Here is a 15247-nt window from a genome sequence, read left to right as displayed (position 1 = left end):
CGGCCGTACCCCAGCGGCCGAGGCCGTGCGAGAGGCGAACTTGACTCCCCGCGCCGGAATACGGAGAGTACGCGAGTGCTCAACTCGCCCGACATCGCCACCACGACAGTCCGCAAGGTGACGATTCGGCTGGTGCCGTTCCTGTGCCTGCTGTATTTCGTCAATTATCTGGACCGGGTGAACGTGGGGTTCGCAGGCCCCAGCGGAATGAAGTCCGATCTCGGCATGTCGGAGACGATGTTCGGATTCGCCTCGGGCATCTTCTTCTTCGGCTATCTGGTGCTGGAGGTGCCGAGCAATCTGGCACTGCACCGGTTCGGCGCCCGGCGCTGGATCGCGCGCATCATGCTCACCTGGGGCGTCATCGCCACCGCCATGGCCTTCGTGCCCGACGGCACGTCGCTGATCGTGCTGCGCTTCCTGCTCGGTGTGGCCGAAGCCGGATTCTTCCCGGGTATCCTGCTGTATCTGACCTACTGGTTCCCCCAGCGGTACCGTGCTCGCATCGTCGCGTTGTTCATGACCGCGGTGCCGCTGTCCACCGCGCTCGGATCCACGCTGTCGAGCCTGCTCATCCGATACGGGGACAGTGTTCTCGGCCTCAGCGGCTGGCGGTTCATGTTCCTCGTCCAGGGCCTGCCGGCCCTGCTGCTCGCGGTCGCGACCTGGTTCTACCTCACCGACCGGCCGGAACGGGCCCGCTGGTTGTCGACCGAGGAAAGGGCTTGGCTGGCAACCGAACTCGCCGAGGAGCGGCAGTCGGTGGAGCGAACCGAGCACTGGTCGGTCCGCCGATCCCTCACTCACCCCCGCATTCTCGGACTCGCCGCCATCTACGCCGGCATCGTCTACGGTCTCTACGCGCTCGGCTTCTTCCTGCCCACCATCGTGGCCGGATTCCAGCAGCAGTACGGCGCCCACTATTCGGTGATACAGCGCGGACTGATCACCGCTGTTCCCTACGTGATCGGCGCGATCGTCATGGTGTGGTGGGGCCGCCACGGCGACCGTACCGGCGAACGCCGCCGGCATGTCGCCCTGCCCGCCGTACTCGGCGGCCTCGCCATTCCGATCGCGCTGTACCTGGGCAATCCGTTCGCGGCCATGTCCGCGGTCACCGTATGCGCCGTGGGCGTGCTCGCCGCCCTGCCCACCTTCTGGGCCCTGCCGAGCACCTTCCTGTCCGGAGCGGCCGCGGCGGGCGGGATCGCCCTGATCAATTCGCTCGGCAATATCAGCGGTTTCGCGGGCCCGTACATCACCGGGTGGCTCGCGGACCTCACCGGAACCCAGCGCGCCGGGCTCTGGGTGGTGGGCGTCTACATGGTCCTCGCCGGTGTGGGCGCCCTCGCGCTGCGCGCCGCGCCGTCACGCACCGATGTACCGACACATCGCCTACCCGAACGGAATTGACCGCCCGGTCGACGACCGGACGTCCGCGATCAGCCTTCGGCCGCCAACTGGCCGCACGCCGCGGCGATCTCCTGCCCCCGGGTATCGCGCACCGTGCACGGCACACCCTGCGCCTCCACCCGCCGGACGAATTCCCGCTCGACAGGTTTCGGCGAGGCATCCCACTTCGAGCCAGGAGTCGGATTCAGGGGGATCAGATTCACGTGCACCCGCGAGCCGAGGGCCTTGTGCAGTTTCGAGCCCAGCAGGTCGGCTCGCCACGGCTGATCGTTGATATCTCGGATCAGCGCGTACTCCACGGAGACGCGCCGGCCGGTCTTATCGGCGTAATACCGTGCGGCATCGAGGACTTCGGATACGGGCCAGCGATTGTTGACCGGCACCAGCGTATCCCGCAGCTCGTCGTCCGGAGTGTGCAGTGAGACAGCCAATGTCACCGACAGGCCCTCATCAGCCAGCTTCCGGATCGCCGGGGCCAGGCCGACGGTCGACACCACCACATTGCGCTGCGAGATGCCCAGACCGTCGGGTGCCGGTGCGGTGATCCGCCGCACCGCGTTCACGACGCGCTTGTAGTTCGCCAGCGGCTCGCCCATGCCCATGAACACGATGTTCGACAGTCGTCCCACGCCTCCCGCGACCTCGCCGTCGCGCAGCGCCGCGGCGGCCGCGCGCACCTGGTCGACGATCTCGGCGGTGGAGAGGTTGCGGTTCAGTCCGCCCTGCCCGGTCGCGCAGAACGGGCACGCCATACCGCATCCGGCCTGGCTGGAGATGCACAGCGTATTGCGGTCCGAATAGCGCATGAGCACGCTTTCGAGCAGTGTGCCGTCGCCCGCGCGCCACAGCGTCTTGCGGGTTGTGCCCTCATCGCAGACCACCTGCCGCACCTCGCTCAGCAGCGGCGGAAACAATGCCTCGGCGACCTTGTCCCGCATCGGTTCGGGGAGATCGGTCATCTGCCGCGGGTCGGCTTGCAGGCGCCCGTAGTACTGGCGCGCGATCTGGTCGGCCCGGAACTTGGGCAGCCCCAGCTCCTCCACCGCCTGCCGGCGCTGCGCGGCGTCGAGGTCGGCGAGGTGCCGCGGCGGCATACCACGGCGCGGGGCATCGAATACGAGCGGCAGGGAGGTGGTGGTCATAACCCTTCCAGTGTCGCATCCGCGCACGTCGAAACGGCCACGGGGTGGCGAAGGTCATCGAGCGCGGACCGCGCGAACCGGGGCACGGTACATCCCGGACATCGAATTGCGTGCATCCGTCATAGCGATCAGGAATGATCGAATTATGACCAGCGACGCAGTACCCAGCCACGGACCGGACCCGGTACCGCATACCGATCCCCCCCGTGTCGATGCCCCGCCCTCGACCGCGCCCGCACGCCGCAATCGCGCGCTCAAGACCCGCGCCGGCTACACCTGGGTGGCACTGGTCGCCGCGGCGGTGATCGGAATTCTGCTGTTGATCTTCATCCTGCAGAATCTGGATCAGGTGCGCATCCACGTGTTCTTCTGGGAATTCAACATGCCGCTGGGCGTCACCCTGCTGCTGTCGGTGATCGCCGGGGCACTGGTGATGGCGCTGGCCGGGGGCTGGCGCATCCTGCAACTGCGCCGGGTCGCCAAGCGTCGCTAGAGCAGCGCGGTCAGGATCAGCCAGGACACGAACGCCGAGGGCAGCATCGAATCGAGCCGGTCCATGATGCCGCCGTGGCCGGGCAGCAGGGTCCCCATATCCTTGATGCCCAGTTCCCGCTTGATCTGGGATTCGATCAGGTCGCCGCCGGTCGCGACCAGCACCACCGCGATACCGAGCAGAACGCCGATCATCGAATTGGCCTGCAGCAGCAGTGTCACCGTCAGCAGACCGCCGATGATGCAGAACACCAGCGAACCGGCGAAGCCCTCCCAGGACTTCTTCGGACTGATCGCGGGCACCATCGGATGACGGCCGAACAGCACGCCCGCGACATATCCGCCGACGTCGGAGCAGACCACCAGAATCATGAAGGTCAGCACGCGCAAATTGCCGTTGTCCTGCTGCAGCATCAACACCGCGAACGACGCCAGCAGCGGAATCCACGACACCACGAATATGGTGATCGCGGTGTCGCGCAGGAAGTTCCGCGGGGTGGCCGACAAGCCGTGATCGAACAGCCGCCACGCCATACACCCCAGCGCGGTCGCCGCGAATGCGCCGACCGCGCCCTGGGGGCCGCACGGCCAGGCCAGCCAGATCATCGCCTGCCCGCCGACGAGCAGCGGAATCCGGGGCACCAGGACATCGGCTTCGCGCAGGCGCTTGGCGACCTCCCAGGTGGCGATGGCCATGGCGACCGCGATGACCCCGATGAGGACCTTCGGGACGAACAGCAGGATCGCGATCAGCGACGCTCCGAGGCCGACACCGACTGCCAGCGCCGCCGGTAAATTGCGGCCCGCGCGGGAGGACTTACCGCTCGGCGGCACCGAGGGCGGGTCGGAAGCCGGTGTTGCACCGGCCGGGTCGCTCACCGGCATCGACTCGTCGGCTGCGGCTTCTTCGGCCACGATTGTCCCGTCGCTCACTTATTCGTCCACTCCGTCCCGTACCCGTGCCGCCTCGTCGCGCCGGGTTCGAGTCTCACACCTCGAGCAGTTCGGATTCCTTGTGCTTGACCAGTTCATCGATCTGGGCAACGTACTTCTGAGTGGTCTTGTCCAATTCCTTCTCGGCGCGACCGACCTCGTCCTCACCGGCCTCCCCGTCCTTCTGGATCCGGTTCAGCTCGTCCATCGTCTTGCGCCGCACATTGCGGATCGCGATCTTGGCGTCCTCGCCCTTCGACTTGGCCTGCTTGACCAGCTCGCGGCGACGCTCCTCGGTCAGCTGCGGCACCATCACCCGGATGACGTTGCCGTCGTCGGTCGGGTTGACACCCAGGTCGGAGTTGCGGATCGCGGTCTCGATGGTCTTCAACTGCGCCTGCTCGTAGGGCTTGATGACGACCATGCGCGGCTCCGGCACGGTGATGCTGGCCATCTGCGTGATCGGCGTCGGCGAACCGTAGTATTCCGCGACGACCCGGTTGAACATGCCCGGATTGGCACGGCCGGTCCGGACGGATCCGAGGTCGTCCTTCGCCACCGAGACAGCCTTCTCCATCTTCTCCTCGGCGTCGAAGAGCGCTTCATCAATCACGACCGTTTCCTCCACAGCATCGTTTCGGGGGGCCCGGAATCGCGAGGACCGATCCCCCGCCGGATTCAGGACCGAACCAGTGTGCCGATCTTCTCACCGGCCACCGCGCGGGCGATATTTCCCTTGGTCAACAAATTGAACACCAACATCGGCATCTGGTTGTCCATGCACAGACTGAACGCGGTGGCGTCGGCGACCTTGAGTCCTTGTTCGAGCACTTCCTTGTGGGTGATCTCGGTGAACATCACCGCGTCCGCGTCGACCTTGGGGTCGGCGGTGAAGACACCGTCGACGGCCTTGGCCATCAGCACCACCTCGGCACCGATCTCGAGGGCGCGCTGCGCCGCGGTCGTATCCGTGGAGAAGTACGGCATGCCCATCCCGGCGCCGAAGATCACCACCCGGCCCTTCTCGAGATGCCGCTTCGCGCGCAACGGCAGATACGGCTCGGCGACCTGCCCCATCGTGATGGCGGTCTGCACCCGGGTGTCGACACCCTGCTTCTGCAGAAAGTCTTGCAGCGCAAGGCTGTTCATCACGGTGCCGAGCATACCCATGTAATCGGAGCGGGCCCGCTCCATACCGCGTTCCTCGAGTTCGGCGCCGCGGAAGAAATTGCCACCACCGATGACCACGGCCACCTGCACGCCGGTCGCGACGACCTCGGCGATCTGCTCGGCGACGGTCTGGACCACATCCGGGTCGAGCCCGACCTCGCCACCACCGAACATCTCCCCACCCAATTTGAGGAGTACTCGGCGAAAGCCCTTGCGGTCGGGCGCCGTATCCGGGTCCGTCATCGGTCTCCTAGTCGTCGGCTGTCGAGCGAGCGTACGCACGGGAAAACACCATCCCGGGGCGGCATTGTTCGCGCGGGACGGTAACACGCTCAGTCCATCCTGCACCACCGGCGGACTCGGTGGTGAGCCGACCCTCGAATTCACCCCGTCACCCGCGGCGCACAGCCAGGCGTTTCCTCGGCCGGAACGCATAAGCGGCGGGTGTCACGAGCCGATCCCCACCGGCGGTACCGAGGCCGCGTTCGGCGGCAGTACGCCGCTCGTCGGCCGGTTACCCGCGATTCCCGTCCTGGCGAGCGGGGACGTCACGCGAGCGGCGACTGCCCCGGGCCCCGTACACAGCACGCGCGGACCCGGCGCAACCACACCAAAAGACCCCCGGCGCAACGAGATTCGTCGCACCGGGGGCCTTGTCGGGCGAATCAGGCCTGACCGACCTCGAAGCGGGCGAAGCGGGTGATGGTGACACCGGCCTCGTCCAGCAGCTGCTTGACGGTCTTCTTGCTGTCGGTGACCGACGACTGCTCCAGCAGGACGACATCCTTGTAGAAGCCGTTGACCCGGCCCTCGACGATCTTCGGCAGCGCGGCCTCCGGCTTGCCCTCCTCGCGGGCGGTGGCCTCGGCGATGCCGCGCTCCTTCTCGACCAGATCGGCCGGGACCTCGTCGCGGGTGACGTACTTGGCCTTCAGCGCGGCGATCTGCATGGCGGCGGCACGCGCGACCTCGGCGGCGGCATCGCCTTCGCCCTGGTACTCGACCAGGACGCCGACGGCCGGCGGCAGGTCCGAGGACCGCTTGTGCAGGTAGGTCGCGACCGGGCCCTCGAAGGACACGACGCGGCGCAGCTCGAGCTTCTCACCGATCTTGGCGGCCAGCTCCTGTACCACCTGGTCGGCGGTCTTGCCGTTGACGTCGACGGCCTTGAGCGCCTCGAGATCGGCCGGGCGCACCTTGGCGGCGGCATCGACGATGTCACCGGCGGTGTTCTGGAACTCGTCGTTCTTGGCGACGAAGTCGGTCTCGGAGTTGAGCTCGATCATCACGCCGCTCTGCGCGGCGACCAGGCCCTCGGCGGTGGCGCGCTCGGCACGCTTGCCGACATCCTTGGCGCCCTTGATCCGCAGGACCTCGACGGCTTTATCGAAATCGCCCGAAGTCTCTTCCAAAGCCTTCTTGCAGTCCATCATTCCGGAGCCGGTGAGCTCGCGGAGCCGCTTCACATCCTGGGCGGTGTAGTTCGCCATCGTGGCGAGCCTCCTCGAAAATTTGCGAAAGTGTGTCAGGTCTCTAGCACCACCTTGCCGACCGCTTCCGAACAGGAAGGGCCGGCAAGGTGAACAGGAAATCGCGGTCGGAGACCGCCGTGGATCAGAAGTCGGCCGGGGTCTTGGTGGCCGGCTCTTCCTTCAGCTCCGCCTCGGCCGCGGTCTCCGGAGCGGCCTCGCCGCTCTCGGCGGCCGGGGTCGCCTGAGCCAGCAGCTCCTGCTCCCACTCCGCGAGCGGCTCACCGGCGCCGGCTTCCGGCTTCACATCGCCGGTGGCGCGGGCGGCACGCGCCTGCACACCCTCGGCGACCGCGGAGGCGACGACCTTGGTGAGCAGGGCAGCCGAGCGGATCGCGTCGTCGTTACCCGGGATCGGGTAGTCGACCAGGTCGGGGTCGCAGTTGGTGTCCAGGATCGCGATGACCGGGATGTTCAGCTTGCGAGCCTCGCCGACAGCGATGTGCTCCTTGTTGGTGTCGACGACCCAGATGGCCGAGGGAACCTTGGCCATGTCCCGGATACCGCCGAGCGTGCGCTCGAGCTTGTTCTTCTCGCGGGTCAGCATCAAGATTTCCTTCTTGGTGCGGCCCTCGAAGCCACCGGTCTGCTCCATCGCCTCGAGTTCCTTCAGGCGCTGCAGCCGCTTGTGCACGGTGGAGAAGTTGGTGAGCATGCCACCCAGCCAGCGCTGGTTGACGTAGGGCATCCCGACGCGAGTCGCCTCGGCCGCGATCGACTCCTGGGCCTGCTTCTTGGTGCCGACGAAGAGGACGGTGCCACCGTGGGCGACGGTCTCCTTGACGAACTCGTAGGCCTTGTCGATGTAGGTCAGCGTCTGCTGCAGGTCGATGATGTAGATGCCGTTGCGGTCGGTGAAGATGAACCGCTTCATCTTCGGGTTCCACCGCCGGGTCTGGTGACCGAAGTGTGCGCCGCTGTCGAGCAGCTGCTTCATGGTTACGACAGCCATAGCCGCGTATCCGCCTTTCATATGCCGGTTGACGCAGAAATCGAGGGTCGATCTCTGCCCTGGCGTCCGTGGCCGCCGGACCCACCGGAAAGATTTTCGGGAGGACCAGCCGACGGCACCGTGATCGGACGCGCGAAGTCGATCCGCGTACAGCGAACCGCTCGGTCAGTCTACGACTCGCACGTGACGGAACCTAAACGGGGTGGTCAGCGGCTGGTTACCGACCGTTCATCGGCCCACGCCGGGCACACCGGCCCGGCCCACCGCGGCTTCACAGATGCCACCCTTGCCCGGGCTGCAGCAATCCCACCGCGGCGGCGATGACCGTGACCACCGTGATGGCCGCGCTCACCGTCACGACGGCCCTGCGCCCGTCGGTCCAGCCGGGGCGCCCCGGAATACGCAACGCCATGCCGCGCCAGACGCAGACGGCGACCACCACCGCGAGCACAGCCGTCGCCGCGAGCGCCAGGATCAGCGCGCCGAGTTGCTCGCGATTGGTCGCGACGTGCAGGAACAGCACCCCGGTCGCCATCGCTCCGACCGCGGTGCGCCACCACGACAGCGCCGTGCGCTCGGCCTGCAGACCGGGATCGCGGTCGGCGGCCTCGCCCGGTGAACGATCCGGTGCCGCGTTCACGACAGCAACAATCCGAGTCCGGCCAATATCGCGATCACCGCGATACCGACCGCGAGGATCGGCACCATGACCGTATGCGGCAGCGGACGGCCCGCCCGCATGGCCGCCTCGACCGACCGCCAGCGCCCGAAGGCGCCGACCGCGACGACCGCCGACAACACGATGCAGCACATGGCGAGAGTCGAACGGATGTCGTGATGCCCGAACGGCTGCACCAGCTCGTGAACCGCCACGCCGCCGGCGAGCAGCCCGAGCGAGGTGCGGATCCACGCCAGGAAGGTGCGCTCACCGGCCAGGGTGAACCGATAATCGAGTTCCACATCCTCCACCGGAGCCGAGGCCGGGCCTGCCGTTTCCCGATCGGGTTCCGCCGGATCGGGTCCCGGTGGGACATTCCCGGCCGAGCCGGCGTCCGCCGCGTGGTCGCGGGGACCGCGCGATGCTTCCCGGTCGGAGCCGGGCGAATCGGTGGTCATGAACCCGACCGCTGCCGGCAACGTCGCACGGCCATCGACGGTCACCCTCCTTCGCGGCGATCTCCGGTCGGCGCCGGCCAGCACGGCACTCGGCGGGACACGCCCTGTTCACATGCTTGCGAGTTGTCCACACACGCCGACACCGATCTTTCCATGTCCGCCGCCGCGGGCCAGGGTGGTCGCATGCGATGGTGGCCGGCGTTTCTGATGGCTGTGCTGGTTACGGCCGCGAACTGGGGCGCCGGGGTGGGGCGTGCCGCGCCACCGGGCCAGTTCGATTGGCCCCTGCGTCCGCGGCCCTCGGTCGTGCGCGGCTTCGACAAGCCCGAGCAGGCCTGGCTGCCGGGGCATCGCGGTGTCGATCTGGCGGGCGCGGCCGGTCAGGACGTGCTGGCCGCCGGTGCGGGAATCGTCGTCTTCGCCGGGACAGTGGCCGGGAAACCGGTCGTCTCGGTCGATCATCCGGGCGGCCTGCGAACTACCTACGAACCCGTGCGGGCCGCCGTGACGGTCGGCGAGCGGCTCGGGCGCGGGGCATCGCTGGGGACATTGCAGCCGGGCCATCCGGGCTGCCCGGGAGTCTGCCTGCACTGGGGCCTGCGGCGGGGGCGGGACTATCTGGACCCCCTCGGTCTGCTGCGACGGGCCCCGGTGCGGCTCAAACCCGTGCTGCCGCAGGCCGGGACACCGGCGGCGTCGCCCTCAGGACGCTCCGGAGATGGCGGCTTCCTGCTCGGACAGATCCCGCTTCCACTGCCGGAAGCCCTCCTCGGTCCGGCCGCGACGCCAATACCCGGAGATCGAGGCCGAGGCCGCGGGCACGCCGCGTTCGGTGCGGATGTACCGGCGCAGATCGTGCATCACCTTGTCGGCCTCGCCGTGGATGAACACCTGCACCCCGCCGTCCCGCCACGGCGCGGCGCGAACAGCGGCGGCCAATGCCTCACCGGGCCCCCGGTCCCCGCGGTACACCCAGTCGAGTTCGACCCCGGCCGGGCGGGGGAAGTCCAATTCGTCCGCGGGCCCGGCGATTTCGACGAGAACGCGGCCGACGGCCCCGGGCGGCAGCGCGGCACAGGCCGCGGCGATCGCGGGCAGTGCGGCCTCGTCCCCCGCCAACAAGTGCCAATCGGCTCGGGGATCGGGCGTGTACGCACCACCGGGACCGAACAGTTCGATGGTGTCACCCGCGCGGGCGGCGGCGGCCCAGGGCCCCGCGACCCCCTCGTCACCGTGGTAGACGAAATCGATCGAGATCTCCTGGGCCTCGGAGTCGATGGAACTCACCGTGTAGGTGCGCATGGTGTCCCCATCGGGTCCAGGGAACAGCAGTTTGACGTAGGCGTCGGTGAATCCGTTGGGCTGGAAGCCCTCGAAACCGGGCCCTCCCAGATACACCCGGATCAGATGGTCGGTCAGTCGTTGCGTGCGCCGGACCTCGAAGGCCAGTCGAGTGCGAGCCACGATGCGATACCTCCAGTATTAGGGTTACCTAACCCACGGTAGCACGACTTATCTCCGATAGCTCGAATTATATCGGCGACCGAACTGAGCGCGAGGGCATCGGCCATCCGGCGCCGCGCGGTATCGCGAGAGCGCCCCGCACAGACGAGGATGGCGGTATGGCGAATCCGTCGGCCGCAGAGCCGTTCACCTATTCGGAAGTCGGCGCGACCGCGGGCGCATTCCCGGACGGCTACCACCAATTCCGGCTGCGGCGCCGGATCGGCACCGGGCGCGCGGTGTTCGAATCCGCGGGTGATCAGGTCCTCGGCTATCGAATGCAACGGGGCAGCGGCATCTTTCACCACGCCGACACTCCCGTCGCCGAGCCGGGTACCGCACTGACAGTGCGGCTGGGGGTGGCCGGTCTCGGGATCACCGCACCGTGCCGGGTGATCTACGTGATCGACGAACCGAACCGCCGGGGCTTCGCCTACGGCACTCTGCCCGGGCATCCGGAGATCGGCGAGGAACTGTTCGCAGTGGAGTACGACCCCGCCGACGAGGCCGTCTACGGCATCGTCGAGGCCTTCTCCAAGCCCGGAACCTGGTACGTGCGCCTGGGCGGACCGGTGGTCCGAGGACTGCAGCGTGTCATGGCCGGTCGCTACATCGAGGCGATCCGCCCCAGGTGATCCGGTCATCTCGGCGCGGTCGTGCTCACGCGCGCGGGTGCGCCTGATCGTGCACCCGCCGGAGCCGCTCGATGGAGACGTGGGTGTAGAGCTGAGTGGTGGCCATACTGGCGTGGCCCAGTAACTCCTGGACGATGCGCAGGTCGGCGCCGCCCTCGAGCAGATGGGTGGCGGCGGTGTGGCGCAAACCGTGCGGGCCCAGATCCGGGGCGCCCGGAACCGCCGAGACAACCTCGTGCACAACCGTTCTGGCCTGTCGCTGGCCGAGGCGCCGGCCACGGCGACCGAGCAGCAGAGCCCGGCCCGATTCGGCGGTGGCCAGATGCGAACGTCCGAAACTCAGCCAGTTCTCCAGCGCCCGATCGGCGGGGAGCCCGAACGGCACCGAACGCTCCTTGTTGCCCTTGCCCAGTACCCTGACCAGCCGGCGCTCCCGATCGATGTCGTCGATATCGAGCCCGCACAGCTCACTGACCCGGATCCCGGTGGCGTACAGCATCTCCACGATCAGCCGATCCCGCAGCGCCATGGGATCACGTTGAGCCGCACCGGATTCCGCGGCTTCCATCGCGGCATCGGCCTGATCTCTGCCGAGCACCGCGGGCAGCACCCGATGAGCGCGGGCCGAGCCCAGGCGCGGACCTGGATCGACGGTGAGCCGACCGGTATGGGTCAGCCAAGCCGTGAAGGTCCGTGCGGCCGAGGCTCGCCGAGCCATGGTGGTGCGCGCGGCCCCCGCCGCGGACTGGGCGGCCAGCCACGAACGCAGCAGCGCGAGATCGATCTCCCCGACCGACGCGTCCGGTGACCGGTCGTACAGGTGGTCCAGCAGGGATCGCGCATCACCCAGATACGCCCGCACGGTATGCGCCGATCTGTTGCGGCCCAGCAGGAGATGTCGCTCGTATTGCTCGAGCAGATCCCGCAGATCGCCCGGTAGTTCCTCCATTTCTCCACGGTCACCGACGGCGGGGCCCGGCGCAAGCCACCGCGCCGACGATCGCCCGCGGGCCACGCGATCGCCTCACGCTCCCGTACGGACGATCCGGAACCATCCCGAACTGTCGGTACCGACCAGGCCCGCGACCTCGAGTGCGGCCAGCGCGGCACGCACCGCGGGGACGGCCAGGCCGCTGGCCTCCGCGATCTGTTTCGGCACCCGGGAGCCGGCGACGGGTAAATCCGCGAACACCGTTGCCTGGTCACCGGCCAGATTCGCGTCCGGATCGCCATCGGGGGGCAGCGAGAGCCGCAGCGGTCCCACCTCGTCGTGTATCTCCTCGACCCGGGTCACGAGAATCGCCTCCCGGTCACGAACCATGCGATGGCAGCCGACCGATGCCGCGGCGGTGATCGGGCCGGGTACCGCGAGCGCCGGACGGCCCAGGCGCCGAGCCCATTTCGCCGTATTGCGCGCGCCGCTGCGCAGTCCCGCCTCCACTACCAGCACCCCGTCCGACAATGCCGCGATCAGCCGGTTACGAGCCAGGAATCGATGTTTGTACGCGGTGGCGCCGGGCGGATACTCACTCACCACCACACCCGTCTCGGCGATCTCGGCGAGCAGCCTTTCGTGCTGTGCGGGATAGGCCCGATCGACCCCGCACGCGAGCACCGCCACCGTCGCCCCGCCGGCGGCCAGTGCCGCGCGATGCGCGGTGCCGTCGATACCGAACGCCGCGCCGGACACGATCGTCCAGCCGCGCGCGGCGAGTTCACCCGCCAACTCCGCGGTGGCCTGTTCGCCGTATCCGGTACTGCACCGCGCGCCGACCACCGCCAGGGACTGCTCGGTGCACTGCTGCAGCGACAGCGGACCACGGGCCCACAACACCAGCGGGATCGCGGCATCCGCGTCGCGGGCGGGGTCGAGCTGGGTCAACCCGAGCAGCCGCCACTGCGGCCATTCCGGATCGTCCGGGGTGATCACGCGGCCCCCGATCCGCGCCATCACCTCCAGATCCCGTTCGGCGCGGTCGATTCCACGGCGGCGCTCGGTGGGTCCGCGCAGCGACTCCGGCAGATCGCAGTCACGCACTGCCCGCGCCGCTTCCACCACCCCGACCCGCGCGATCAACGCCGACAGCGCGGGGCACGGGCCCTCCACCACCCGCGACAGATACACCCATGCCAAGCGCCGCTCATCGGCATCCACCGTCACCGACGAGGCTGCCGCGGAGCCGAACTCCCCCCTCACTTCGAGATCCTGCCCAGTCACCGCCTGCCCTCCGTTCGATGACCACCGCCCGCGCGCAGGCGCCCCCGAGCCGATGACTCCCTCGGCATTCCGGGCCGTATCCACACTCCGTGCATTCCCGCCTCTCCCTCCCCGCCGCCTGCGACATCCGTACCGACGGCTCGATACATCCGTGCGGTGAGCCGACCCGCCCACCCCGATCAGGAAACTCCCCGCTGCCGAAAGTTCAATGCCTGCAGCACATCCTGCGCCGAAGGCACCTGCGCGCCCCGAAGATCGCCGATGGTCCAGGCGACTCGGATCGCCCGATCGGCCCCGCGTGCCGACATCCGGCCCTGCCGCAGCGCTGTCTCCACCGGTGCCAGCGCCTCGGCCGGGAGCCGGAACCGCTGCCGCAGCACATGTCCCGGCACCTCCGCGTTGACGGTCCAGCCGTACTCGGACCAGCGTTGCGCGGCGGCCCGTCGTGCGGCGTCGACCCGGTCCCGGACGACCACACTGGATTCGGCGTCGGCCGGGGTGAACGCTCCGGCGGCGTGCGCGTGCATCTGCATCCAGATATCGATGCGATCCATGAGCGGGCCCGACAGCTTGCCCAGATACCTACGGCGAGCCAGCGGCGCGCAGATGCAGTCCACATCGCGGGCCGGGGCACACGGGCATGGATTCGCGGCCAGAATCAGCTGGAAACGTGCCGGGTAACGCGCGACACCGTCGCGGCGGGCGATACGAACCTCGCCCTCCTCCAGCGGGGTTCGTAATGCCTCGAGTACCTTGGCTCCGATCTCGGCGCATTCGTCGAGGAACAGCACGCCGCGGTGGGCACGGCTGACCGCGCCCGGCCGCGCGGATCCCGAACCGCCGCCGACCATCGCCGACACCGAGGTCGAATGATGGGGTGCGACGAACGGTGCGGTGGTGATGAGCGGATGGTCGTCCGACAGGGTTCCCGCCACCGAATGGATGGCGGTGACCTCCAGGGACTCCGTCTCGGTCAGCGGCGGTAGCAGCCCCGGAAGGCGTTGCGCCAACATGGTTTTGCCGATTCCCGGCGGACCGGTGAGAAGGAGGTGATGACCTCCGGCGGCGGCCACCTCCAACGCCCAGCGTGCCTCGTCCTGCCCCACCACCTCGTTGAGATCGCCGACAACGCGTTGTGGGGCGGTATATCTCCCGTCCGGGCTCGGCAGTGTGCCCTCACCGCGCAACCAGTCGATGAGTGCGCGCAGAGTGGGTGCGCCCAGGACGGTGATGCCGTTCACCAACCCGGCCTCACCGAGAACCGACTCGGGCACCACCGCGGTGGTCCGGCCGGCGGTGCGCGCGGCCAGCACCGCGGGCAGGATGCCCCGCACGCGGCGCACGCGGCCGTCGAGGGCGAGCTCGCCCAGCAGCACCGTCCCGTCGAGCCGGGAGCCGGGAACCGAATCCCCGGCGTGCAGAACGGCGGCGGCGAGTGCCAGGTCGTAGACACTGCCCACCTTCGGTAGCGTCGCCGGCGACAGGGCGAGAACGACGCGACCGTCGGGCCACTTCTCCCCCGAGTTCGCCACGGCCGCCCGTACCCGGTCACGCGATTCCTGCAGCGTGGTGTCGGGACGGCCGACCAGGTGTACCGACGGCAGGCCCTGCCCGATATCGGCCTCGATCTCGACCAGTTGCCCGTCGACACCCGTGACCGCCACCGAATGGGCGCGGCCGAGGGCCATCAGAACGCCGCCCGGATGTGCTCGATCCGCGGTTGCCGACCGGGCAGCACCAACACCGACACCACGTCGAACCGAATCCGCAGCCACGGGCCGCTCTGTTCGGTCAGCCACAGCAGGGCCAGCCGGCGGATGCGCTGTTGCTTCGCGAAGGTCACCGATTCGGCCGGGGTGCCGAACCCTACGCCGGATCGTGTTTTGACCTCGACGAAAGCGGTGGTGCCGGATTCCTCGACGATGAGGTCCAATTCGCCGTAACGGCAGCGCCAGTTTCGTTCGACGATCCGTATTCCGGCCCCCCGCAGGAACCGCGCGGCCAGATCTTCCCCGTGTGCGCCGAGCGCCAGATTGTGTGCCACCCGCTCAGCATGGCGCCGACGCCGGGCCGGACGGCGGGCCTCACCTGGGCGAACGGCAAGTCTGTGGACAGCCGACGAGCTGTGGATCAACAGCGGTGCG

16 protein-coding genes and 1 pseudogene are annotated in these 15247 nt (G+C 68.5%); 4 read left to right on the top strand and 13 right to left on the bottom strand.

The window, feature by feature from the left end; genetic code table 11:
* The first annotated feature begins 75 nt into the window (after positions 1–75).
* Positions 76–1413, top strand: coding sequence for an MFS transporter (locus LKD76_RS10545; protein WP_227980848.1), 1338 nt, complete (start codon positions 76–78; stop codon positions 1411–1413).
* Positions 1414–1442: 29 nt separating this feature from the next.
* On the opposite strand, the gene rlmN is transcribed toward LKD76_RS10545, so the two are convergent.
* Positions 1443–2555: a dual-specificity RNA methyltransferase RlmN gene (gene rlmN / locus LKD76_RS10540; RefSeq protein ID WP_227980847.1), complete on the bottom strand. Its 1113-nt coding sequence runs from the start codon at positions 2553–2555 to the stop codon at positions 1443–1445.
* A 145-nt stretch (positions 2556–2700) separates the two neighbouring features.
* On the opposite strand from rlmN, the gene LKD76_RS10535 reads away from it, so the two are divergent.
* On the top strand, positions 2701–3048 hold the full coding sequence (locus LKD76_RS10535; RefSeq protein ID WP_227980846.1) for a LapA family protein: 348 nt from the start codon (positions 2701–2703) through the stop codon (positions 3046–3048).
* Here the strand turns inward: LKD76_RS10535 and LKD76_RS10530 are convergent.
* The 7 genes from LKD76_RS10530 to LKD76_RS10500 form a co-directional block, all read right to left on the bottom strand.
* Complete coding sequence (locus LKD76_RS10530) at positions 3045–3932, bottom strand: phosphatidate cytidylyltransferase (protein WP_227985189.1); 888 nt, start codon at positions 3930–3932, stop codon at positions 3045–3047. The genes LKD76_RS10535 and LKD76_RS10530 overlap by 4 nt on opposite strands.
* A 103-nt stretch (positions 3933–4035) precedes the next feature.
* Positions 4036–4593, bottom strand: a complete 558-nt coding sequence (frr, locus tag LKD76_RS10525; protein ID WP_227980845.1) for a ribosome recycling factor — start codon at positions 4591–4593, stop codon at positions 4036–4038.
* Positions 4594–4658: 65 nt separating this feature from the next.
* The gene (pyrH, locus tag LKD76_RS10520) at positions 4659–5393 is read right to left on the bottom strand and encodes a UMP kinase (RefSeq protein WP_227980844.1); all 735 of its coding nucleotides are present in this window, start codon (positions 5391–5393) and stop codon (positions 4659–4661) included.
* A gap of 422 nt (positions 5394–5815) precedes the next feature.
* Positions 5816–6640: a translation elongation factor Ts gene (gene tsf, locus LKD76_RS10515; protein ID WP_227980843.1), complete on the bottom strand. Its 825-nt coding sequence runs from the start codon at positions 6638–6640 to the stop codon at positions 5816–5818.
* A 124-nt stretch (positions 6641–6764) separates the two neighbouring features.
* Positions 6765–7631: a 30S ribosomal protein S2 gene (rpsB, locus tag LKD76_RS10510; protein ID WP_227980842.1), complete on the bottom strand. Its 867-nt coding sequence runs from the start codon at positions 7629–7631 to the stop codon at positions 6765–6767.
* 271 nt (positions 7632–7902) lie between these two features.
* Positions 7903–8271 carry a DUF202 domain-containing protein gene (locus LKD76_RS10505; RefSeq protein ID WP_227980841.1) on the bottom strand — a complete coding sequence of 123 codons (369 nt, stop codon included), beginning with the start codon at positions 8269–8271 and terminating at the stop codon, positions 7903–7905.
* Entirely contained in the window at positions 8268–8600 is a 333-nt protein-coding gene (locus LKD76_RS10500) for a YidH family protein (RefSeq protein WP_227985188.1), read from the bottom strand. Before LKD76_RS10500 ends, LKD76_RS10505 begins: the two co-directional genes overlap by 4 nt.
* Before the next feature lie 330 nt (positions 8601–8930).
* Here LKD76_RS10500 and LKD76_RS10495 point away from each other — a divergent pair.
* A pseudogene (locus LKD76_RS10495) lies at positions 8931–9416 on the top strand (murein hydrolase activator EnvC family protein); the annotation flags it as partial.
* A 33-nt stretch (positions 9417–9449) separates the two neighbouring features.
* Here the strand turns inward: LKD76_RS10495 and LKD76_RS10490 are convergent.
* On the bottom strand, positions 9450–10211 hold the full coding sequence (locus LKD76_RS10490; RefSeq protein WP_227980840.1) for a siderophore-interacting protein: 762 nt from the start codon (positions 10209–10211) through the stop codon (positions 9450–9452).
* Between the two features lie 158 nt (positions 10212–10369).
* Between LKD76_RS10490 and LKD76_RS10485 the strand changes: the two genes are divergently transcribed.
* Positions 10370–10885: a DUF1990 domain-containing protein gene (locus LKD76_RS10485; RefSeq protein WP_227980839.1), complete on the top strand. Its 516-nt coding sequence runs from the start codon at positions 10370–10372 to the stop codon at positions 10883–10885.
* Between the two features lie 25 nt (positions 10886–10910).
* Here the strand turns inward: LKD76_RS10485 and LKD76_RS10480 are convergent, their stop codons facing one another.
* The 4 genes from LKD76_RS10480 to LKD76_RS10465 all read right to left on the bottom strand — a co-directional run bounded on the left by LKD76_RS10480 (position 10911) and on the right by LKD76_RS10465 (position 15147).
* On the bottom strand, positions 10911–11834 hold the full coding sequence (locus LKD76_RS10480) for a tyrosine recombinase XerC (protein WP_227980838.1): 924 nt from the start codon (positions 11832–11834) through the stop codon (positions 10911–10913).
* Positions 11835–11909: 75 nt separating this feature from the next.
* The gene (gene dprA / locus LKD76_RS10475) at positions 11910–13046 is read right to left on the bottom strand and encodes a DNA-processing protein DprA (protein ID WP_422615968.1); all 1137 of its coding nucleotides are present in this window, start codon (positions 13044–13046) and stop codon (positions 11910–11912) included.
* Between the two features lie 236 nt (positions 13047–13282).
* Positions 13283–14791 carry a YifB family Mg chelatase-like AAA ATPase gene (locus tag LKD76_RS10470; RefSeq protein WP_227980836.1) on the bottom strand — a complete coding sequence of 503 codons (1509 nt, stop codon included), beginning with the start codon at positions 14789–14791 and terminating at the stop codon, positions 13283–13285.
* Complete coding sequence (locus tag LKD76_RS10465) at positions 14791–15147, bottom strand: YraN family protein (protein ID WP_227980835.1); 357 nt, start codon at positions 15145–15147, stop codon at positions 14791–14793. Before LKD76_RS10465 ends, LKD76_RS10470 begins: the two co-directional genes overlap by 1 nt.
* Between the last annotated feature and the right edge of the window lie 100 nt (positions 15148–15247).

Origin of the sequence: Nocardia spumae, from assembly GCF_020733635.1 — a bacterium.
In the GTDB taxonomy this organism is placed as follows: Bacteria; Actinomycetota; Actinomycetes; order Mycobacteriales; family Mycobacteriaceae; genus Nocardia; species Nocardia spumae.
Note: the sequence above shows the minus strand (reverse complement) of the source record. Positions and strands in the feature narration are given on the sequence as shown.